Source organism: Streptomyces africanus, from assembly GCF_002150735.1.
Taxonomy (GTDB): domain Bacteria; phylum Actinomycetota; class Actinomycetes; order Streptomycetales; family Streptomycetaceae; genus Streptomyces; species Streptomyces africanus.
Map to the genome: position 1 here is coordinate 1 of NZ_MUKA01000121.1, position 21,769 is coordinate 21,769.

General features: G+C 73.4%; 19 protein-coding genes, 1 pseudogene and 1 riboswitch. Of the genes and pseudogenes, 16 read left to right on the forward strand and 4 right to left on the reverse strand.

All coding sequences use genetic code 11. The annotated features are described in order from the left end of the window. From CCL05_RS17475 to CCL05_RS17485, 3 genes are all read left to right on the forward strand, one after another. A partial coding sequence (locus CCL05_RS17475; protein ID WP_143589904.1) for an RICIN domain-containing protein occupies nt 1-1,047 on the forward strand: 1,047 nt, incomplete at its 5' end. Nucleotides 1,048-1,268: 221 nt separating this feature from the next. Further along, a complete protein-coding gene (locus CCL05_RS17480) occupies nt 1,269-3,656 on the forward strand; it encodes a phosphoketolase family protein (protein WP_086561437.1) in 2,388 nt (795 codons plus the stop codon). Nucleotides 3,657-3,727: 71 nt separating this feature from the next. Continuing rightward, a complete protein-coding gene (locus CCL05_RS17485) occupies nt 3,728-4,357 on the forward strand; it encodes a DedA family protein (protein ID WP_086561438.1) in 630 nt (209 codons plus the stop codon). 87 nt (nt 4,358-4,444) lie between these two features. Here CCL05_RS17485 and CCL05_RS17490 read toward each other — a convergent pair whose 3' ends face one another. After that, nucleotides 4,445-4,972 carry a gamma carbonic anhydrase family protein gene (locus tag CCL05_RS17490; RefSeq protein ID WP_086561439.1) on the reverse strand — a complete coding sequence of 176 codons (528 nt, stop codon included), beginning with the start codon at nt 4,970-4,972 and terminating at the stop codon, nt 4,445-4,447. Between the two features lie 112 nt (nt 4,973-5,084). On the opposite strand from CCL05_RS17490, the gene CCL05_RS17495 reads away from it, so the two are divergent. From CCL05_RS17495 to CCL05_RS17505, 3 genes are all read left to right on the forward strand, one after another. Continuing rightward, the gene (locus CCL05_RS17495) at nt 5,085-5,849 is read left to right on the forward strand and encodes an acyltransferase (protein ID WP_086561440.1); all 765 of its coding nucleotides are present in this window, start codon (nt 5,085-5,087) and stop codon (nt 5,847-5,849) included. A gap of 138 nt (nt 5,850-5,987) precedes the next feature. Then, nucleotides 5,988-6,560: an XRE family transcriptional regulator gene (locus CCL05_RS17500; RefSeq protein ID WP_086561441.1), complete on the forward strand. Its 573-nt coding sequence runs from the start codon at nt 5,988-5,990 to the stop codon at nt 6,558-6,560. Nucleotides 6,561-6,602: 42 nt separating this feature from the next. Further along, on the forward strand, nt 6,603-7,160 hold the full coding sequence (locus CCL05_RS17505) for a YbaK/EbsC family protein (protein WP_086561442.1): 558 nt from the start codon (nt 6,603-6,605) through the stop codon (nt 7,158-7,160). Nucleotides 7,161-7,213: 53 nt separating this feature from the next. On the opposite strand, the gene CCL05_RS17510 is transcribed toward CCL05_RS17505, so the two are convergent. From CCL05_RS17510 to CCL05_RS17520, 3 genes and pseudogenes are all read right to left on the reverse strand, one after another. Beyond that, nucleotides 7,214-8,437 carry a 4-hydroxybenzoate 3-monooxygenase gene (locus tag CCL05_RS17510; protein ID WP_086561443.1) on the reverse strand — a complete coding sequence of 408 codons (1,224 nt, stop codon included), beginning with the start codon at nt 8,435-8,437 and terminating at the stop codon, nt 7,214-7,216. A gap of 38 nt (nt 8,438-8,475) precedes the next feature. Then, a pseudogene (locus tag CCL05_RS17515) lies at nt 8,476-9,959 on the reverse strand (APC family permease). A gap of 15 nt (nt 9,960-9,974) precedes the next feature. Continuing rightward, complete coding sequence (locus tag CCL05_RS17520) at nt 9,975-10,403, reverse strand: CoA-binding protein (RefSeq protein ID WP_086561444.1); 429 nt, start codon at nt 10,401-10,403, stop codon at nt 9,975-9,977. Between the two features lie 106 nt (nt 10,404-10,509). Continuing rightward, a riboswitch (cobalamin riboswitch) is annotated at nt 10,510-10,670 on the forward strand. Nucleotides 10,671-10,753: 83 nt separating this feature from the next. Here CCL05_RS17520 and CCL05_RS17525 point away from each other — a divergent pair. The 10 genes from CCL05_RS17525 (at nt 10,754) to CCL05_RS17575 (ending at nt 21,764) form a co-directional block, all read left to right on the forward strand. After that, nucleotides 10,754-11,770: an ABC transporter substrate-binding protein gene (locus CCL05_RS17525; protein ID WP_086561445.1), complete on the forward strand. Its 1,017-nt coding sequence runs from the start codon at nt 10,754-10,756 to the stop codon at nt 11,768-11,770. Further along, the gene (locus CCL05_RS17530; protein ID WP_086561446.1) at nt 11,767-12,780 is read left to right on the forward strand and encodes a FecCD family ABC transporter permease; all 1,014 of its coding nucleotides are present in this window, start codon (nt 11,767-11,769) and stop codon (nt 12,778-12,780) included. The genes CCL05_RS17525 and CCL05_RS17530 overlap by 4 nt, the downstream gene beginning before the upstream one ends. Before the next feature lie 20 nt (nt 12,781-12,800). After that, the gene (locus CCL05_RS17535) at nt 12,801-13,580 is read left to right on the forward strand and encodes an ABC transporter ATP-binding protein (protein WP_086561457.1); all 780 of its coding nucleotides are present in this window, start codon (nt 12,801-12,803) and stop codon (nt 13,578-13,580) included. Between the two features lie 139 nt (nt 13,581-13,719). Further along, a complete protein-coding gene (locus CCL05_RS46220; protein WP_244204309.1) occupies nt 13,720-14,589 on the forward strand; it encodes a hypothetical protein in 870 nt (289 codons plus the stop codon). Further along, a complete protein-coding gene (locus tag CCL05_RS17550; RefSeq protein ID WP_086561447.1) occupies nt 14,586-15,128 on the forward strand; it encodes a SixA phosphatase family protein in 543 nt (180 codons plus the stop codon). Before CCL05_RS46220 ends, CCL05_RS17550 begins: the two co-directional genes overlap by 4 nt. A 48-nt stretch (nt 15,129-15,176) precedes the next feature. After that, nucleotides 15,177-15,803, forward strand: a complete 627-nt coding sequence (locus CCL05_RS17555; RefSeq protein ID WP_086561448.1) for a YigZ family protein — start codon at nt 15,177-15,179, stop codon at nt 15,801-15,803. A gap of 263 nt (nt 15,804-16,066) precedes the next feature. Next, nucleotides 16,067-17,230 carry an exonuclease SbcCD subunit D gene (locus CCL05_RS17560; protein WP_086561449.1) on the forward strand — a complete coding sequence of 388 codons (1,164 nt, stop codon included), beginning with the start codon at nt 16,067-16,069 and terminating at the stop codon, nt 17,228-17,230. Next, nucleotides 17,227-20,226, forward strand: a complete 3,000-nt coding sequence (locus CCL05_RS17565; RefSeq protein WP_086561450.1) for an AAA family ATPase — start codon at nt 17,227-17,229, stop codon at nt 20,224-20,226. Before CCL05_RS17560 ends, CCL05_RS17565 begins: the two co-directional genes overlap by 4 nt. 58 nt (nt 20,227-20,284) lie before the next feature. Beyond that, nucleotides 20,285-20,797, forward strand: coding sequence for an immunity 21 family protein (locus CCL05_RS17570; RefSeq protein ID WP_086561451.1), 513 nt, complete (start codon nt 20,285-20,287; stop codon nt 20,795-20,797). Nucleotides 20,798-20,918: 121 nt separating this feature from the next. Continuing rightward, a complete protein-coding gene (locus tag CCL05_RS17575; protein ID WP_086561452.1) occupies nt 20,919-21,764 on the forward strand; it encodes an SDR family oxidoreductase in 846 nt (281 codons plus the stop codon). The last annotated feature ends 5 nt before the right edge of the window (nt 21,765-21,769 follow it).

The following is a 21,769-nucleotide window of genomic DNA, read 5'->3' on the forward strand; positions in this document are numbered from 1 at the left end:
CGTGCGCCCGGAGCCGGTGGCCGCCACCGGCTCCGGGCGCACGCCCTGCCGGCGGGCGGCCGGCCCGGGCCGTCGAGAAGACACACGAAGGCGCTGGCCGCCGCGGTCGGGGTGACCTCCCTCGTGCTGCTCGCGACGCTGCTCGCCGCCAGGGGCTGGACGGAGGAGGGCGGCACCGTCACCCCCCAGGCCACCTGGGGAGCGGTCAGCGGCCACTCCGTCGTCCCGGACTCCGGGGGAACCTCCTCGGCCCGCCTCCCGTCGGCCGCGTCCGCCGGCCACCCCGCCGAAGTGGCCCGCGGGCGGCTGCGCAACCTCGACGCCGGCCTGTGCCTCGGCGTCCCGGGCGGCCGGGCCCGGGCCGGCGCCCGCATGGTGCTGACCTCGTGCTCCGCCGCCGGTCCCCTGACGTGGTCGTACCAGGACGACGGCACGCTGCGCAGCGCCGCCGACCCCACGCTCTGCCTCGGCTCCGACACCGCCGAGGGCTCGGTCGTCCTGGCCGGCTGCCTCGTGCACGCAGGAGTAGTGCGCTACGACCTGACCGTGCGCGGCGAACTCCTGCCGCGCGGAGGCAAGGGCCTGGCCCTCGCCCACGGCACGGGCCGGAACGTCATCGTCGCCGGACGCGACGGATCCCAGACGCAACGCTGGGCGCTGGAACCGGAGGTTCCGCGGGACTCGCGGGACCCGGGCGGCCGGGGGGACACCGGGAAGCGGCAGGGCCAGGACGCGCCTAAGGAGAGCCCCCGGCAAGAGAGCCGCGGGGAGAAGGAACCGTACGACGGCGCCCCGCCCGGGCAGCCGCCCGAGCCCCCGCGGGGCACGTCCGGGGACCAGCCGCAGGAGCGGTACGAGACGCGGTTCGCCCAGGCGGACCGCTGCGGCACGGCCGAACCGGGAGGGGCCCCGGCCCCCGGCGACCCGGGCGCGCCCGGCACCGACGCACTCGGCCCGGCGTCCCGCGCCGACGACGCACTGGGTTCCGCGACAGCCCCCGTGACGAGGGCCGTGACGGCGACACTCCACACCGCCGCGCTCCCGTAGACACCGGGGACACCTGACCGGGTCACCCGGTCAGGTGGGCCCGCGCGCCCTGTGGACCGGGGCGCCGGCACGGGATCTGCGGCCGCGGACGAGCGTACGGGCGGGCGGCTGAACCGGCGCGGCCGCACAGCGGGGGACAGCCGGCCGGGAGGCGCCGGGCATCGAACCGGAACAGACTGGTACTCCTCCTGAGGCCGTCGCAGAACCCAGGGAGTCACTCCATGCCCGAGGCCCCGCGCCAGGACAGCAGCACGCAACCGACCGACGAGGAACTGCGCACACTGGACGCCCACTGGCGGGCCGCCAACTACCTGGCGGCCGGTCAGATCTACCTGCTGGCGAACCCCCTGCTGACCGAGCCGCTGCGGCCCGAGCACATCAAGCCGCGGCTGCTGGGCCACTGGGGCACCTCGCCCGGGCTCAACCTCGTCCACACGCACCTCAACCGGGTGATCAAGAACCGCGGGCTGGACGCGCTGTGCATCTGGGGCCCGGGCCACGGCGGCCCGTCGGTGCTGGCCAACTCCTGGCTGGAGGGCAGCTACAGCGAGAAGTACCCGGACGTCACGCGGGACGCGCAGGGCATGGAGCTGCTGATGCGGCAGTTCTCCTTCCCCGGCGGCGTGCCCAGCCATGTCGCCCCGGAGGTACCCGGCTCGATCCACGAGGGCGGCGAACTCGGCTACTCCCTCGCCCACGCCTACGGCGCCGCGCTCGACCATCCCGGCCTGCTGGTCGCCTGCGTGATCGGCGACGGCGAGGCGGAGACCGGCCCGCTGGCCGGGTCCTGGCACGCCAACAAGTTCCTCGACCCCGTCCACGACGGGGCCGTCCTGCCGATCCTGCACCTCAACGGCTACAAGATCGCCAACCCGACCGTGCCGGCGCGCCTCCCGGAGTCCGAGCTCGACGCGCTCCTGCGCGGCTACGGCCACGAGCCGATCCACGTCAGCGGCGACGACCCGGCCGCCGTCCACCGCGCGATGGCCCGGGCGATGGACACCGCGCTCGACCGGATCGCCGAGGCCCAGCGCGCCGCCCGCGAGGAGGGCGTGACCGAGCGCCCGCGCTGGCCCGTGATCGTGCTGCGCACCCCGAAGGGCTGGACCGGCCCGGCCGAGGTCGACGGCGAGCCGGTCGAGGGCACCTGGCGTTCCCACCAGGTGCCCTTGGCCGGCGTCCGTGACAACCCGGACCACCTGCGCCAACTGGAGGCGTGGCTGCGCTCCTACCGGCCCGAGGAGCTGTTCGACGCCGAGGGCCGGCCGGTCGCGGACGTCCTGGCCTGCGTCCCCGAGGGCGGCAGGCGGCTCGGCGCCACCCCCTACGCCAACGGTGGGCTGCTCGTCCGCGACCTGCCGGTCCCGTCCCTGGACGACTTCGCCGTCCCCGTCGACAAGCCGGGCACCACCCTGCACGAGCCCACGCGCGTCCTCGGCGACCTCCTGGCCCAGGTCATGCGGGACACCGCCGACCGTCGTGACTTCCGCCTGGTCGGCCCGGACGAGACCGCCTCCAACCGGCTCCAAGCGGTCTACGACGCCAGCGGCAAGGCCTGGCAGGCCGGGACCCTCGACGTCGACGAGCACCTCGACCGGCACGGCCGGGTGATGGAGGTCCTCTCCGAGCACCTCTGCCAGGGCTGGCTGGAGGGCTATCTGCTCACCGGCCGGCACGGGCTGTTCTCCTGCTACGAGGCGTTCGTGCACATCGTCGACTCGATGGTCAACCAGCACATCAAATGGCTGCGCACCTCCCGGCGCCTGCCGTGGCGCGCCCCCATCGCCTCCCTCAACTACCTGCTGACCTCCCACGTGTGGCGGCAGGACCACAACGGCTTCTCCCACCAGGACCCCGGCTTCGTCGACCACGTCCTCAACAAGAGCCCCGAGGTCGTGCGGGTCTACCTGCCGCCGGACGCCAACACCCTGCTGTCCGTCGCGGACCACGTCCTGCGCAGCCGCGACTACGTCAATGTCGTCGTGGCCGGCAAGCAGCCCTGCTTCGACTGGCTGTCGATGGACGAGGCCAAGGTGCACTGCGCCCGCGGCGCCGGCATCTGGGAGTGGGCCGGCACGGAGGACGGCTCCCGGGAACCCGACGTGGTGCTGGCCTGTGCCGGAGACGTCCCCACGCAGGAGACCCTGGCCGCCGCGCACCTGCTGCGCCGGCACCTGCCCGACCTGTCGGTCCGCGTGGTGAACGTCGTCGACCTCGCCCGGCTGCTGCCCCGGGAGGAACACCCGCACGGCATGAACGACTTCGAGTACGACGGACTCTTCACCACCGACAAGCCCGTGATCTTCGCCTACCACGGCTACCCGTGGCTGATCCACCGTCTGGCCTACCGCCGCGCCGGCCACCAGCACCTGCACGTGCGCGGCTACAAGGAGGCCGGCACCACCACCACGCCCTTCGACATGGTCGTCCGCAACGACCTCGACCGCTACCGCCTCGTCATGGACGTCATCGACCGCGTCCCGGGTCTCGCGGTGCGCGCCACGGCCGTACGCCAGCGCATGGCCGACGCCCGCACCCGCCACCACGCCTGGATCCGCGAGCACGGCACCGACCTGCCCGAGGTCGCCGAGTGGAACTGGAACGCCTGAGCCGCGAAGGACGTCTTGTCACCCGGTAGGCTTCCCGTGCACGCAGGGAAGCTCAGGGAAAGGATCCGGGGTTGCACGTCCAGGAATGGCTCGAAACCGTACCCGCGGTCGCCGTCTACGCACTGGTGGGACTGGTCATCGGCCTGGAGAGCCTGGGCATCCCGCTGCCGGGCGAGATCATCCTGGTCTCCTCCGCCCTGCTGGCCTCCCAGCAGGGCCACATCGACCCCGTCGTCCTCGGCGCCAGCGCCACGGCCGGCGCGATCGTCGGCGACTCGATCGGCTACGCCATCGGCCGCAAGGGCGGCCGCCCCCTGCTGGCCTGGCTGGGCAAGAAGTTCCCCAAGCACTTCAGCGAGGGCCATATCGCCACGGCCGAGCGGTCCTTCGAGAAGTGGGGCATGTGGGCCGTCTTCTTCGGCCGCTTCGTCGCCCTCCTGCGCATCTTCGCGGGCCCCCTCGCCGGTGTGCTCCGCATGCCGTACTGGAAGTTCCTCATCGCCAACGTCCTCGGCGGCATCGTCTGGGCGGGCGGCACGACGGCGGTCATCTACTACGTCGGCATCGTCGCCGAGTCCTGGCTGAAGCGCTTCTCGTGGCTGGGCCTGGTGGCGGCGGTCCTGGTCGGCCTCACGTCGATGCTGGTGCTGAAGCGCAGGGCGAAGAAGGCGGGCCAGACGTTGGAAGCGACGGAGGCGTAACGTCCTCAGGGGCGCGGGGCCGTGTCCATATGCGGCTCCGCCGCGTGGGCGCGAGCAACCACACACCACCCGCACCCGCCGAACAACCTACGCATGCACCTCACGATGCGCCTTCGCCAACTCGGCGTACATCGTGCCGTTGAGGGTGACCCCCTGCCGCTCCTCCTCCGACAGCTCCCGCCGGACCTTCGCAGGCACTCCCGCCACCAGCGACCCGGGCGGCACGACCATGCCCTGCGGCACCAGCGCCTGCGCGGCCACCAGCGACCCGGCGCCGATCACCGCCCCGTTCAACACCGTCGCCCCCATCCCGATCAGACAGTCGTCCTCGACGGTCGCCCCGTGCACGACCGCGTTGTGACCGATGCTGACCCGCTCACCCACCGTCACAGGAAACCCCGGGTCCGCATGGAGCGTGCAGTTGTCCTGGACGTTGCTGCTCGCCCCGACGGAGACGCGCTCGACGTCACCCCGCAGCACCGCCCCGTACCAGACACTCGCCCCCGCACCCAGCGTCACGCTCCCGATCACCGACGCCGTCGGCGCCACGAACGCCGTCTCGTCGATCTCCGGCTCCCGGCCCCCGATCCCCGTGATCATCGCCCGCTGTCCCATGCCCGCCTCCAGAAACGTCGTAGACAACGCGCACACCGTACGACACCCGGTGGGGTGAAGATCACAGGCCGCCGAGGCCGCAGGATGAGCTACCGCTGAGTACCGTGACCTCGTGCCGAAGCGCAAGAACACGTTCTCATCCTGGTGGCGCGGCCTCGCGCAGCGTGCCGTCCATGCGGGCTGGGCCTGGGTGCAGCGCACGGGCTCCGTCACCGCCGAACACCCCGGGCGCTACCGGTTCGGCGCGATGGGAACAGGTACCAGACTCGCCTTCCCGCTCGGCACGGTCTTCGGCGAACCCTGGATCCACATGGGCGCCCACTGCATCATCGGCGAGCAGGTCACCCTCACCGCGGGTCTGATGCCCGACCTCGACCTCGGTCCGGACCCGATCCTGCGCATCGGCGACGGTGTCGTACTCGGCCGCGGCAGCCACGTGATCGCGGACACGACCGTCACCATCGGCAGCGACTGCTACTTCGGCCCGTACGTCTACGTCACCTCCACGAACCACTCCTACGACGATCCGCACGAGCCGATCGGCAAGCAGTGGCCGCGGATGGAGCCGGTGGAGATCGGGCCCGGCTGCTGGATCGGCACGGGCGCGGTCATCCTGCCGGGTGCCCGGATCGGGCGGAACGTGGTCGTGGCCGCGGGCGCGGTCGTCCGGGGCACGGTGCCCGACCACGCCGTGGTGGCGGGCGCGCCGGCCCGCGTCGTACGGCGCTGGACACCGGCCGACGGCTGGCAGCCGCCGCTGCGCACGCCGCCGCCGGTGCCGATACCGGAGGGCGTCACCCCCGAGCAACTGCGCGCCCTGTCGGGCCTGGACGAGGAGACGTCGGCCGGACTCGCCGAGCTGGAGCCGGGATCCTGAACCGCTCCGGCCCTGGTGGTCAGGGCCGAGAGCGCTGTCACGGGACGGACGCCTCGCAGTACAGTGCGGTGAACGATCAGGTCAACCACACCGTAGTGCAGCGGGCTGCACTGCCTCATGCGGAATATTGGACGGAACGTGTCGGACCTCGACCTGCTGACCCAGTCCCTGGCGCGCAGCGTCAAGCACTGGCGCGCGGTGCGCGGCTTCACGCTGGACGTGCTCGCCGCCCGGGCGGGCGTCAGCCGCGGCATGCTCATCCAGATCGAGCAGGCCCGCACCAACCCCAGTCTCGGCACCGTCGTCAAGATCGGTGACGCGCTCGGCGTCAGCATCACCACCCTCCTCGACTACGAGCAGGGCCCCAAGGTCCGCATCGTCCCCGCCGCCCAGGCCGTACGGCTGTGGCACACCGAGGCCGGCAGCTACAACCGGCTGCTCGCGGGCACCGAGGCGCCCGGCCCGCTGGAGATGTGGGACTGGCGGCTCATGCCCGGCGAGAGCAGCGCGTCCGACCCGCACCCCGCCGGCACCATGGAGCTGCTCCACGTCACGGCCGGGGAGCTGACGCTCACCGTCGACGGCGTGGAGCACCGCGTCCCCGCGGGCGCGAGCGTGTCCTTCGAGGCCAACCTCCCGCACACGTACGGCAACACCGGCGAGGTGCCGATGGAGATGATGATGGCCGTCTCGGTTCCGCCGGTGATCTGAGACGCCCGGTCCGAAGGCGCCCGGTGTTGCTAGCGTGCGGTCATGCGCGCACCCATCGGACACTTCGCCGACGCCCGTCCGGCCCCCGCCTGCCTCGACGAGCTCACCGGCCCGGTCGCCGACGCCGTACGCCACTGGCACGGCAGCGTCCCGGCCGACCAGATCCTCTACGTCGACACCGACCCGCAGTGGGCCGACACCGCCACCTTCGTGGAGCACTACGGCCGTGACCTGCTGGAGCAGTCCGCGAACTGCGTGGTGGTCGCGGGCAAGCGCGGCGGCGAGACCACCCTCGCCGCGAGCGTCGTGCCGTCCACCACCCGGGTGGACGTCAACGGCGTCGTACGCCGCCAACTCGGCGCCCGCAAGGCCTCGTTCGCTCCGATGGACACGGCGACCGGGGAGACCGGCATGGAGTACGGCGGCATCACCCCGCTCGGGCTGCCGGGCGGCTGGCCCGTGCTGGTGGACGCGGCCGTCGTCGATCTGCCGTACGTGCTGGTCGGCAGCGGCCGGCGGCGCGGCAAACTCCTGGTGCCGGGCAAGGCCTTCGCGGAACTGCCGGGCGCGGTGGTGCTGGAGGGGCTCGGGGTCGCCTGAGGGCAGGCCCTGCGCGGCCGCGTGGTGGGTCAGAGGCTGGCGCACGTCATGGATCAGTACCGCGCGGCCGTCCCGAGGTACTGCTCGGCGAAGGCCGCGGCAGCCGCGGGCGAGGTGAACAGGCGGCGCAGGCGGGCCAGTGTCGTGCCCGCGCGGAACGGGTCGCCCGCCGCCGTGCCGTGGTACACCTCGGACAGCCACTGCGAGAACTCCTGGTAGTCCCACACCCGCCGCAGGCACGCCTGCGCGTAGCCGCCGAGACCGCTGTCGTCCCCGCTGGTCAGGTGGCTCACCAGGGCGTCGCCGAGCAGGAAGGCGTCGTGCAGGGCGAGGTTCATGCCCTTGGCGGCGATGGGGGCGACCAGGTGGGCCGCGTCACCGGCGAGGAAGAGCCGGCCGGAGACCATCGGCTCGACCACGTAGTCGTGCATGTCCAGCACGCGCTTCTCGATCAGCCGCCCCTCGGTCAGCGGCGGCACACCGGACGCCCCGAGCCGCTCCTGGAGTTCCGCCCAGACGCGCTCGTGCGGCCAGTTCTCCGGGTCGTCGCCCGGCGGGCACTGGAGGTAGTAGCGGGTCACCTCCGGGCTGCGGGGCATCTGCCCGGCGAACCCCTTGGCGTGGCAGCCGAACAGCACGCAGTCGGCGGACGGCGGCGCCTCGGCGAGCAGGGCCAGCCAGCCCATGCCGTAGTCGTGCCGCGCGATGCGCACCTGTTCCTGCGGCAGGGCGGCCCGTGTCACCCCGCGCGCCCCGTCGCAGCCGGCCACGAAGTCGCAGTGGACGATGCGGTGTTCACCCGTCTCCGGGCAGGTGTACGACACCGAGGGCCGGTCGGAGTCGATGTCGTGCACCCGCACGTCCCGGACCCCGAAGCGGATCTGTCCGCCGCGCACGTCGGCGTACTCGCTCACCAGGTCCGTCACCAGCAACGGCTGCGGGTAGACGAAGTGGTGACTGCCGGTCAGCTCGGCGTAGGGGAACCGGTACCGCTCACCGTCGAAGCGGAACTCGCACGCGGAGTGCAGCTCCGCGCGGTCCAGCAGGTTCCGGGCGAGGCCCCGCTTCTCCAGGCCCCGTACGGCCCACTCCTCGATGACTCCGGCCCGGGGCCGCTGTTCTATGAACTCCCGGGTCTCGGTCTCCAGCACCAGGCAGTCCACGGCCGCGGCCCGCAGGATGTTGCCGACGGTCAGGCCGGCGGGGCCGGCGCCCACGACAACGACCGGGAAGCGTTGCGGGGCGCCGGAGTTGAGGGGCGGGGAGGCTTGGGTCATGCGCTCATTATGGAGGCCCCGGCCGCGCGGGCGCGGTGTCAGTGGACGGGCGCCTCGGTGACGGCCACCTCCCCGATGCTCCGCTCGATCTCCTCCGGCCGGGACGCCGACGCCCGGGCCCAGTAGCAGATCGCCAGGGAGAACACCGTGATGACCAGGATGTCCCACCACAGCCCGATGTGCCCCTGGCCGCCGAAGCCGCCCTGCCAGGAGATGACGCCCATGCCCAGCAGGTAGACGGGCAGCCACTGGGCGGCCCGCCAGTCGAGCCGGGGCGCGTCGGGCAGTCCCTTCCGGGTGGCGTACCAGGCGTATCCGCCGAGCAGGACGTAGCCGAGGACGATGGCCACACCGAGCCGCCACAGGGTGTCCCACGTCGACCAGTAGATGATGAGGTCGGCCACGACGAACGACAGCGGGGAGACGACGTTCCCGCCGGGCAGCCGGTAGGGCCGTGCGCGGTGCGGCAGCCGGTCGGCGAAGACGCCGTACGCCAGCGGGGCGCCCGCGTACATCAGCACGCTCGCCGAGGTGATGAAGCCGACCAGCTGCTGCCAGCTCGGGAACGGCAGGAAGCAGACCACGCCGGTCACGAAGGAGACGATCAGGCCGAACCACGGCACGCCGCGCGCGTCGGTGCGTGTGAAGATCTTCGGCGCGTAGCCGTTGCGGGCCAGGCCGTAGGAGACGCGGGAGGTGGCGGTGGTGTAGATCAGGCCGGTGCCGCCGGGGGAGACGACCGCGTCCAGGTACAGCACCACGCTCAGCCAGCCGAGCCCCAGCAGGGTGGCCAGCCCCGCCCAAGGGCCGCTGATACCGGGGTAGTCGAGCTTGGCCCAGCCGTGCGCGAAGGAGGCCGGCGGCAGGGCCACGATGAAGACGACCTGGAGCAGGACGTAGATCCCGGCTCCGATGGCGACCGAGCCGAGCGTCGCGCGGGGCAGATCACGGGCCGGGTCGCGGCTCTCGCCCGCCAGCTGGATCGCCTGCTCGAAGCCCAGCAGGGCGAAGATGATGCCGCTGGAACTCACGGCGCTCAGGACGCCGTGGGCGCCGAACGGTGCGAAGCCGTGCTCGGTGAAGTTGCCCGGGTGGAAGTTGCCGGCCGCGATGATGAAGATCGCGGCCAACGACGACGAACCCGCTGGTCGTCAGCGTCCCGTCCTCGGCGTGCTGGAAACCCTGCGCCCAGTGCCAGTGCCCGGCGTAGCCGATCATGGCCTCGACCTCGATCGGTGCCACGGTCGCCGCCTGGAGCCAGGAGAACCAGCCGAAGGACATGCCGGCCAGTCCGCCGAAACGCGTAGTGCGGATAACGTGCCGTGCCGCCCGCGACCGGGAACATGCCGGCGAGTTCCGCGTGCACCAGGGCCAGCAGCACGATCCCGACCGCGCCGATCAGCCACGACACAATCGCCGCGGGCCCGGCTGCCACGACCGCCTTCTCGGCTCCGTACAGCCACCCGGAGCCGATGATGGAACCGACCGACGCCCACAAGCAGCCTTGACCCGGCCCGGGCATTTCCTGGAAAGCGCTTCAGGAATTCTGTACGCCGTGATGAGGAAGTCGTGGGATCTCGATCGCCGGGCAGCGGTCCATCACCATCTCCAGGCCCGCGGCGCGGGTCCGGTCGTACGCCGCCTCGTCGATGACGCCGAGCTGGAACCACACGGCCTGCGCGCCCTTCGCGACCGCCTCGTCCGCGACCGCTCCGGCGAGATCGCTGTTCACGAACACGTCCACGACGTCCACGTCGAAGGGGATGTCCGCCAGGCTCGCGTACCCCTGCTCGCCGTGCACCGTCTCCGCCTTCGGGTGCACGGGCACGACGCGCTTGCCGAAGCGCTGGAGCACGGCGGCGACGCCGTACGCCGCGCGCTGCCGGTTCGACGACAGGCCCACCACGGCCCAGGTGTCGCCGAGCTCGGTGAGGATCCTGCGGACCGTTGCCTCGTCGCCGTACACCGTCGGCCTCCTCGTACGTCACGTAAGTGCTGCTGGGGACTCCCCTGGAGACAACGGCGCAGGGCGGGCGGTGATTCCCTCGCGCGCGCCGTGATAGCTTGCCGAGGCCAGTCGAACCCATGTACGTGGGTCAGGGAATCCGGTGCGAATCCGGAACTGACGCGCAGCGGTGAGGGGGACGGGCGGGGCCTCGGCCACTGGACGGCGCGTGCGGCGTCCGGGAAGGCGCTCCGCACCGGACGAACCCGAGTCCGAAGACCTGCTGGCGGCCCCCGCGGCCGTGGGCGGCGGGGGAGCACCGTACGACCGGGCTCCGCGATCGAGCCCTCGACGACTGAGGACTGGTTTCCGTGCCCCTCGCCCGACCCGGCCGTGCCGCCGTCCTGCTCGCGGCCGGCTCCCTGCTCCTGGCCGGCTGCGGCGACTCGAAGTCCACCACGGCGAAAGCCGCCGTCACGCTCGGCAACTGCGGCCACGAGGTGCGCGTCGAGGCCTCGCCGCAGCACGCCGTCTCCCTCAACCAGGGCACCACCGAGATCCTGCTCTCGCTCGGCCTCGCCGACCGTCTCGCGGGCACCGCCACCTGGACCGACCCCGTGATGAAGGGGCTGGCGAAGGCCAACGCGAAGGTGCCGCGCATCGCCGACAACAACCCGTCCTTCGAACGGGTCCTGGACGCCGAACCCGACTTCGTCGCCGCCTCCTTCGTCTCCACCCTCGGCAAGGGCGGCGTCGCCACCCGCGAGCAGTTCGAGAAGCTCGGCGTCCCCACGTACGTCTCCCCGTCGGACTGCGCCGGCAAGGACAACTCCGGCGACGGCGACGGCGCGCGCGCCAAGGCGCTGGGCATCGACACCGTCTACGGCGAGGTACACGACCTGGCCACCGTGTTCGGGGTGAAGGAGCGGGGCGACAAGCTCGTGGCCTCCCTCCAGCGGCGCATGGCGAAGGCCACGCGGGGCATCCACGCCTCGGACGTCAGCCTCCTGTACTGGTTCGCCAACTCCGAGTCGCCCTACATGGCGGGCTGTTGCGGGGCACCCGGCATCATCACCCGGGCCCTCGGAGCGAAGAACGTCTTCGACGACACGCACGAGGAGTGGCCGCAGATCAACTGGGAGACGGTCGCCGAACGCGACCCCGACGTCCTCGTCATCGGCGATCTCACCCGCCAGTCGCAGACCGCCGAGTCGGCCGCCCGGAAGATCGCCTTCCTGGAGTCCAACCCCGTGACCCGGAACATGGACGCCGTGCGGCACAAGCGGTACGTGCTGCTCAGCGGGCAGGCCATGAACCCGACCATCCGCACGGTCGAGGGCGTGGAACAGGTCGCCGCCCGACTGCGCGAGTTCGGGCTCGTGAAGTGACCGTCCGCGGGCCCGCGCTCGGTGTCGCGGGCGCCTTGCTGCTGGTGGTCTCCCTGGCCCTGGCGATCACCGTCGGCCCGGCCGACATCCGGGTCGCGGACGTCTGGTCCGTCGTCGCGGCCCATCTCGGTCTCGGCAGCGCCGACCTGACGCCGATCCGCGACGGGATCGTCTGGCAGCTGCGGCTGCCGCGCACCCTGCTCGCGGCCGTGTGCGGAGCCGGACTGGCCGTCTGCGGGGCGGTGATGCAGTCGTTGCTGCGCAACCCGCTCGCCGATCCGTTCGTGCTCGGGGTGTCCTCCGGCGCCTCCACCGGCGCGGTCGTGGTGGTCGTCCTGGGCGTGGGCGGCGGTGCCGTCTCGGTGTCCGCCGGCGCGTTCCTCGGCGCCCTGGTGTCCTTCGCGCTGGTGCTGCTGCTCAGCCACACCCTCGGCGGCACGACCGACCGGGTCGTCCTCGCGGGCGTCGCCGCCATGCAGCTCTTCTCCGCACTCACCTCCTTCGTCGTGATGACCGCCGCCGATGCCGAGACGACCCGGGGCGTGCTGTTCTGGCTCCTCGGCTCGCTCGGCGGCGCGGGCTGGACCGATGTGTGGCTGTGCCTGGCCGTCCTGGCCGTGACGCTGGTGGTGTGCCTGTCGTACGCCCGCACCCTCGACGCCTTCGCCTTCGGGCAGGACGCGGCGGCCGCGCTCGGGGTGTCCGTGGCCCGCACCCGCCTGGTGCTGCTGTGTGTCACGGCCCTGCTCACGGCCGCGCTGGTCAGTTCGGCCGGGGCGATCGGCTTCGTCGGGCTGGTCCTGCCGCACGCCGCGCGGGCCCTGACCGGCCCCGGGCACGTCCGGCTGCTGCCGGTCACGGCCCTCGCCGGAGCGGTGTTCCTGGTGTGGGTCGACACCCTCGCCCGTACGGTGCTGGATCCCCAGGAGGTGCCGGTGGGCGTCGTGACGTCGCTGATCGGGGTGCCGGCGTTCGTGGTCGTGCTGTACCGGACGCGGAGGGTGCGGTGAGCGGGGCGGCGGGAGCGGCGGTGTCCGGCGCCGGATTGCGGGCCGACCGGGTCGGGCGCCGTGCCGACGGGCGTCTCATCCTCGACGGTGTCGTCCTCGCGCCCGGGACCGGCTCCACCGTCGGCGTCCTCGGCCCCAACGGCTCCGGCAAGTCCACGCTGCTGCGGCTGCTGGCCGGGCTGCTCACGCCGACCGCCGGAGTCGTCACCCTCGACGGCACCCCGCTGGGCGACCTGCCCCGCCGCACCGTCGCCCGCCGCCTCGCCGTGGTCGAGCAGCAGGCCGACACACAGGTCGAGCTGACGGTGGTGGACGTCGTACGGCTGGGCCGCGTGCCGCACCGGCGCGCCTGGACGCCGACATCGGCGGACGACGAACGGGCCGTGCACGACGCCCTGCAGCGCACCGGCCTCGCCGACCGCGCCGACCAGCCCTGGCACACCCTCTCGGGCGGCGAACGCCAGCGGGTGCAGATCGCCCGCGCGCTCGCCCAGGAGCCCCGCGAACTCCTCCTGGACGAGCCCACCAACCACCTCGACATCCACCACCAGCTCGACCTGCTCGCCCTGGTCACGGGCCTGCCGGTGACCACCGTCGTCGCCCTGCACGACCTCAACCTCGCGGCGATGTACTGCGACGAGGTCGTCGTCCTGAGCGCGGGGCGGGTCGTGGCGGGTGGCCCTCCCGGGGATGTCCTGACGGAGGAACTCATCGCCGAGGTGTACGGCGTACGGGCCGCCGTCAGCCGTGACGGCCCCGAGCAGCGGCCGCATGTGCGGTTCCTGGGGACGCTGGGCTGAGCGGGCGGGGGCGATACACGCCACGGTGATCCGGTGCCCTGGTCCGTCCGGCACGCCATTGGTGGGGTGTTCCCGCCACGGTGGCCGAAAAAGCCGCACATGCCTGCGTGCGCCCGCCCACCCGGCCTACGCTCGCCTCGTGCTGCGCATCATCGACGCCCGGACCGGCGAGCCGGTCGACGCCGCTCCGGCCCGCCGGGGCCTGACCCGTGTCGAAGTACACGCGCCCGGCTCCGACCTGACGAACCTGCGGGTGCTGCTCGTGGCGGACCTGCTCGTGCGGGCGCTGGAGCTCGGCGGCACACCGGTGTGGGCCCTGCTGACCGGCGGGCGCCGCCAGGCCGAGCTGCGCGCGGACGCCACGGCCCTCGGCATCCGCCCCTTCGAGGACAGCCCCGACGTCAGCGCCGGACTCGGCGAGGCCCAGGTCGTCCATGTGGCCGCCGAGGGCGGGGCGACGCCTGACGGGGTCCGGGTCGCTGTCGCGCCCGTGGAGACGCCAGGCCCGCCCAGCGGCCGGTCGGTCGAGCCGGAACGGTCGGCCGGTGAGTCGGCGATGTCGAGCCCGTCGGGCGGCCGGTCGGTCGAGCCGGAACCGTCGGCCGGTGAGTCGGTGACGTCGGACCCGTCGCGCGGCCAGTCGGTGGGATCCGGCCCGCTGGGCGGTGTCGATCCCGCCGTTCTGCGCCTCGCCCTGTTCACGCGGCACCACGACGCCCCCGTCCGGCTGGAGGCGGACGTCCTCGCGGAGGCCGAGGCCACCCTCGCCCGGTGGCGCGGTGCCGTGGCCCGTTGGGCCCGGCGGCCCTCCCGGCCCGTGCCCGACGACGTGCGCGGGCGGCTGCGCGACGCCTGGGACGACGATCTGGACGTGCCCCGGGTGCTGGACGTGCTGCGGGGCGTGGAGAACGCGCCGGATCTGCCGGACGGCGCCCGGTTCGAGACGTACGCCTACGCCGACCGGCTCCTCGGCCTCGAACTCACCCGCGATCTGGGGGCCCCGTCATGAGGGAGCGCGCCGGAGCGGGCCCGCCGCGCCGCCTGGTCGTGCTGCGGCACGCCAAGTCCGCCTGGCCTCTCGACGTCGCCGACCACGAGCGCCCGCTGGCCCCGCGTGGCCGCCGTGACGCCCCCGCGGCCGGGCACGCCCTGGCAGAGGCCGACTGCCTGCCCGACCTCGCGCTGTGCTCCACCGCCGTACGCGCCCGCCGGACCTGGGAACTGGCCGCCGCCGAGTGGGGCACGCCCCCTCCGGTCCGGTTCGACCGGCGCCTGTACGCCGCGAGCCCCGCCGGCCTGCTGGCCGTCGTGCACGAGGTGTCCGCCGAGGTGGAGACACTGCTGCTGATCGGGCACAACCCGGGCCTGGAGGAACTCGTCCTGGCGCTCGCCGGTGACGGCCTCGACGACACGCTGGAGCGGGTCCGCACCAAGTTCCCGACCTCGGCCGTCGCCGTACTGTCCTGGTACGGCACGACCTGGCGGGCTCTCACCCCCGGCGCCGCGCTGCTCACCTCCCTGACCGTGCCGCGGGGCGAGAAGAAGTAGCCCCGGGCCGGTCCGGCCCGTACCCGGGCCCGCGCATAGGGTGGCCGGATGCAGGACGAATACCGCACGGTCGCCCGCGCCGGCGTGCACGAGACCGAGGTCAACCGCTCCCGCTTCCTGTGCTCCCTCGCCCCGGCGGCCACCGAGCAGGAGGCGCAGGACTTCATCGCCGCGGTCCGCAAGGAGCACGCCGACGCCTCCCACAACTGCTGGGCCTACGTCATCGGCGCCGACGCCTCCGTCCAGAAGGCGAGCGACGACGGCGAACCCGGCGGCACCGCCGGCGTACCCATGCTCCAGATGCTGCTGCGCCGCGACATGCGGTACGTCGTCGCCGTCGTCACGCGCTACTTCGGCGGGGTCAAGCTCGGCGCGGGCGGACTCATCCGGGCGTACGGCGGAGCGGTCGGCGAGGCCCTGGACACCCTCGGCACGCGCACCCGCCGCCGGTTCCGGCTGGCCACGGTCACCGTCGACCACCAGCGGGCCGGCAAGCTGGAGAACGACCTGCGGACCACCGGGCGCGAGGTGCGTGACGTCCGCTACGGGGAGGCGGTCACGATCGACATCGCCCTCCCGGACGCCGATGTGGAGGCCTTCCGGGCGTGGCTCGCCGACGCGACCGCCGGAACGGCCGGCTTCGAACCGGGCGGGGAGGCGTACGGCGACGGCTGACGCGCGGTCAAGGCCTCGCTCGCCGAGTTGCTGCGCGAGCTGCTCGGGTGTTTCCCATGTGGGGCACGAGAGCCTCGACCACACGGGGCAGGGCATATGCGGGCATTTCCCCTGAACTGACGCCCGATGGACGGGGCATCCCGAGGTTCGTGAGGGACCGGGTGCCCGCACGGGTTAGCGTGGTGGGTGCTGACAGCGAGCCGTGCGGCTCGTGCGGATCGTCGAGCGGTAGCAGGGGGAGACATGCGGGTCGGAGCGGCGTCGTGAGACTGCTGCACACGTCCGACTGGCACCTCGGCCGGTCGTTCCACCGCGTGAACATGCTCAGCGCCCAGGCCGAGTTCATCGGCCACCTCGTCACGACCGTGCGTGAGCGGGCCGTGGACGCGGTGGTCGTGTCCGGGGACGTGTACGACCGGGCCGTGCCGCCGCTCGCCGCGGTCGAGCTGTTCGACGACGCCCTGCACCGCCTCGCCGGCCTCGGCGTGCCGACGGTGATGATCTCCGGGAACCACGACTCGGCCCGCCGGCTGGGCGTCGGCGCGGGCCTCATCGGCCGGGCCGGCATCCACCTGCGGACCGATCCGTCGGCCGCCGGCACCCCCGTGGTGCTGGCCGACGCCCACGGGGACGTCGCCTTCTACGGACTGCCCTACCTCGAACCGGCCCTGGTGAAGGACGAGTTCGGCGTGGACAAGGCCGGACACGAGGCCGTGCTCGCCGCCGCCATGGACCGGGTCCGCGCCGACCTCGCCACGCGGCCGCCCGGCACTCGCTCCGTCGTCCTCGCGCACGCCTTCGTCACCGGCGGCGAACCCAGCGACAGCGAACGGGACATCACCGTCGGCGGCGTGGCCGCGGTGCCCGCCGGCGTCTTCGACGGCGTCGACTACGTGGCGCTCGGGCATCTGCACGGCTGCCAGACCCTCACCGACCGCGTCCGCTACTCCGGCTCCCCGCTGCCCTACTCCTTCTCGGAGGCCGGGCACCGCAAGAGCATGTGGCTCGTCGACCTGGCCGCCGACGGCTCCGTCGACGCCGAGCGCCTCGACTGCCCGGTGCCGCGCGCCCTGGCCCGGATCCGGGGCACACTGGAGGACCTGCTCGCCGACCCGGAGCTGGCGCGGCACGAGGAGGCGTGGGTCGAGGCGACGCTCACCGACCCGGTCCGCCCGGCCGACCCGATGGCCCGGCTCACCGAGCGCTTCCCGCACACCCTCAGCCTGGTCTTCGACCCCGACCGGACCGAGGACGACCCCGAGGTGTCGTACGCCCGGCGCCTCGCCGGCCGCAGCGACCAGCAGATCGCGGAGGACTTCGTCGCCCACGTGCGCGGCGCCGGACCCGACGCGCACGAACAGGGCGTCCTGCGGGAGGCGTTCGACGCGGTGCGGGCCGACGAGACCGTACGGGAGGTCGCCCGGTGAGGCTCCACCGGCTGACGGTCACCGCCTTCGGACCCTTCGGCGGCACCCAGACCGTCGACTTCGACGAGCTGTCCGCGGCCGGGCTGTTCCTGTTGCACGGACCGACCGGCGCGGGCAAGACCTCCGTCCTCGACGCCGTGTGCTACGCCCTGTACGGCTCGGTACCGGGCGCCCGGCAGGGCGGCGGCGGACAGGGCACGGCCCTGCGCAGCGACCACGCCGCCCCGGCGACCCGCACGGAGGTCACCCTCGAACTCACCGTGGCCGGACGCCGCCTGGAGCTCACCCGGCAGCCGCCCTGGGAACGCCCCAAGAAACGCGGCACCGGCACGACCCTCGACAAGGCCCAGACCTGGCTCCGCGAGTACGACACCACGGCCGGGTCCTGGAAGGACCTCAGCCGCTCCCACCAGGAGATCGGCGAGGAGATCACCCAGCTGCTCGGCATGAGCCGGGAGCAGTTCTGTCAGGTCGTCCTGTTGCCGCAGGGCGACTTCGCACGGTTCCTGCGCGCCGACGCCGAGGCCCGCGGCAAGCTGCTGGGCCGCCTCTTCGACACCCGCCGCTTCGCCGACGTCGAGAAGCGCCTCGCCGAGCGCCGCCGCGTCACCGAGGCCCAGGTCCGGGACGGGGACGCCGCGCTGCTGGCCGACGCCCACCGCATGCAGCAGGCCGCGGGCGACGCCATGCGGCTGCCGGACCTGGCCCCCGGCGAACCGGGACTCGCCGAAGCCGTGCTGGGCGCCGCCGCCGTCGCCCGCAGCACCGCCCGCGAACAGCTCGCCGCCGCCGAGTGCACCCTCGCCGCCGCCGAGTCCGCGCAGGCCGCCGCCGGCCGCGCCCTCGACGACGTACGTGAACTCGCCCGGCTCCAGCGGCGGTTCACCGAGGCACGGGAACGGGCGGCGCGCCTGGAGGAGGGAGCCTCGGCCTACCGGGAGGCGCAGGCGCTCATGGAGCGTGCCCGCAAGGCCGAGGCGGTCGCGCCCGCCCTGGAACTGCGGGAGTCCGCCGAGTCCGAACACCGGCGGGCGGCCGACGCCGAGGCACGCACGCGTGCCCTGCTGCCCGAGACCTTCGCCGACGCGGGCGCGGCCGGACTCGCCGCCGCCGCCCGCCGGGCCGCCGAGGAACTGGGCGGACTGGACTCGGCCCGCCGCGCCGAGCGGCGGCTGGCCGAACTCCTCGACGAACGCGCCGGCCTGGACCGCCAGGAACGCGCAGACGCCGACGTCCTTCAGGAAGCGGACGCCTGGCTCGACGGCTGGGAGGAGACCCGCACCGCCGTCCAGGTCCGCGTCGACTCCGCGCAGCAGGCCGCCGCCCTCGCAGAACAGCTCGCCGTACGGCGCGAGCCCGCGCGGCAGCGGCTGCAGGCGGCCCGGCTGCGCGACCAGCTCGCCGAGGACACGCAGCAGGCCGTCGAGCGGGTCCGCACCGCGCGGGAGGAAGCGCTGCGCGCCCGACAGCACTGGCTCGACCTCAAGGAACAGCGCCTGACCGGCATCGCCGCCGAACTGGCCGCGCACCTCACCGACGGCGAGCCCTGCGCCGTCTGCGGTGCCACCGAACACCCCGCCCCCGCCCGCAAGGTCGCCGGGCACGTCGACCGCGAGGCCGAGGAACACGCGCTGGCCGCCTACCAGGACGCCGACGAACAGCGCGCCGAGGCAGAGCGGAACCTCGGTGTCGTCCGGGAGTCCCTGGCCGCCGCCACCGCCGAGGCCGGTGACACACCCACCGAGCAACTCGCCCGCGACGTTGAGGAGTTGGAGGAGCAGTACGCGCAGGCCCGGCGGGGCGCCGCCGAGCTGCACGCCGCGCAGGAGCGGCTGCGGCAGGCCGGGCACGAACACGAGCGGCGCGTCGCCGCCCGGCAGGAGGCCGCCGTCCGCAGCGCCGCCCGGGTCGGCCACCGGGAGCGGCTGGAGAGCGAACGCGCCGCCCTGGAGGAGGAGCTGGACCGGGCGAGAGGCGCCCTGGACAGCGTTGCCGCCCGGGCCGCGCAACTGGAACGCCGGACCGCCCTGCTCACGGACGCCGCCGACGCCGCCCGCGCCGCCGAGGACACCGCCCAGCGGCTCAAGGACGCCGACGCCCGCCTCGCCGACGCCGCCTTCCGCGCCGGCTTCGACACCCCGCGGGACGCGGCCGACGCCCTCCTCGACGACGCCGCCCACCGCCAACTGCAACGCCGCCTGGACGCCTGGCAGAACGAGGAGGCCGCCGTCCGGGCCGTCCTCGCCGAGCCCGACACCGCGGCCGCGGCCCGCCAGCAGCCCGCCGACCTCACGTCGGCGCAGCTCGCCGCCGACACCGCGGCCCGCCGGCTGCGCGAGGCCGCCTCCGCACACGACGCCGCCGTCCGGCGCTGCGCCGAACTCGACCGGCTCTCCGCCCGGGCGACCGCCTCCGTCCGCCGGCTGGCGCCGCTGCGCGAGGAGTACGACCGCGTCGCCCGCATGGCCGGCCTCACCGCCGGCACCTCGGCCGACAACGAACGCAGGATGCGCCTGGAGTCGTACGTGCTGGCGGCCCGCCTGGAACAGGTCGCCGCCGCCGCGACCGTACGGCTGCGGCGCATGTCGTCCGGCCGCTACACCCTCGTCCACTCCGACGACCGCACGGGACGGGGCCGCAGCGGACTCGGACTGCACGTCGTCGACGCCTGGACCGGCCGCGAGCGGGACACGGCGACGCTGTCCGGCGGCGAGACGTTCTTCGCCTCGCTCGCCCTCGCCCTGGGCCTCGCGGACGTCGTCACGGACGAGGCGGGCGGGGTGCGCCTCGACACCCTCTTCATCGACGAGGGCTTCGGCAGCCTCGACGACCAGACCCTCGACGAGGTCCTCGACGTCCTCGACTCCCTGCGCGAACGCGACCGCAGCGTCGGCATCGTCAGCCACGTGCCCGACCTGCGGCGGCGGATCCACGCACAACTGGAGGTCGTCAAGGGCAGGTCCGGGTCGGTGCTGCGGCAGCGCGGCATGGGCTGAGGCCGGCCCGCTGACCCCCGGATCTTTGCACGGAGTTGACCCTGTAGGTTCTTGCGCCATGGTGCGATACGCGGAGCCGGGCGTCGTGGAATGGGTGGAATCGGGCGGCGGGCCACTGATAGCGGTGCCGGAGACGGTTCTGCCGTTCTGGGCGGGTGCCGACGGCGAGGAGACGGCGTCGGACTACGACCGGGCCTGCGAGGTGGACGGGCACGTCGGGCTCCTGCCGGTCGGCGACAGCACGGCGCTGGTGCTGGGGGACGAGCCCGCCTCGACGGCGTATCTGCCCGACCAGGGGATGTTCGTCCGGTGGTGCGCGGGGAATTCCGAGGACGAGTTGCTGGCGAGTGTGCCGGTGGCTGTCGATACGGCGGAGTGGGAGCCGGAGGTTCTCTGGGAGGTGCCGGGCGCTGTGGTGCTTTTTGATGCGGCGTGGTCTGGGTCTTCGGGGAGCGAGCGGGTTCGGGTGGGTTTGCAGCCGGGGCGCTACGCGGTTCGGGCGGCTCGGGTGCAGCCAGGGGCTGAAACGTGGTTGGGGTTGGTTCAGTTGCGGTTGCTTGCGCCTAGGTGACCGTGGGGGCTTCGTTTTTCGGCGTGTGCGGGTTGTTTGTGGTTGATCGCGCAGTTCCCCGCGCCCCTGAAGGGGGCGATATTCGCGTGCGTGCTTCATCAGGTCCGGACACGATGATCGTATGCCTCGACTTCCTCACCCCACCCCGGAAGAACTGCGCCGTGACCCCCTGCCTCTGCGCGGTCGCACAGCCCTCGTCACCGGAGCCAGTCGGCGCGGCGGTATCGGGCATGCCGTGGCCCGGCGGCTCGCCGCCTACGGTGCCAGTGTCTATCTGCATCATCATGTGCCGCACGATGCCGGCCAGCCCTGGGGCGCCGATCGTCCCGAGGACGTTGTCGCGTCCGTGCGGGAGGCGCTCGGGGATCCCGAAGCGCGGGTCGTCGCCGGGCCGGGGGATCTGGGCGATCCCGCCGTGGCCGGTGAACTCGTCGGCAGGGCCGCCGAGGCGCTCGGCGGGCGGCTCGACATCCTCGTCGCCAACCACGCGCAGAGCGGGTTCGACGGCTCCCTGGACGAGATCGACACGGCGATGCTCGACCGGCACTGGGCGGTCGACACCCGCTCCGTGATCCTGCTGATCCAGGCCTACGCGCGGCTGCGGTCCGCACTGCCGCCGCGCAGCCCGGGCGGACGCGTCATGATGATGACCTCCGGCCAGGACATCGCGGGCGGCATGCCCGGGGAGCTCGCCTACGCCCTGCAGAAGGGGGCCCTCGCCTCCGTCACCCGGTCCCTCGCGACGGCGCTCGCCGAGCACGCGGTCACCGTGAACACCGTCAACCCCGGGCCCGTGGACACGGACTACATGACCGGTGCGGACTACCAGGCCATCGCGGAGCTGTTCCCGGCCGGCCGGTGGGGTATGCCCGACGACCCGGCCCGCCTCATCGCATGGCTGGCCACGGACGAGGCGGAGTGGGTCACCGGGCAGGTCATCGACTCCGAGGGCGGCTTTCGCCGCTGACTTTC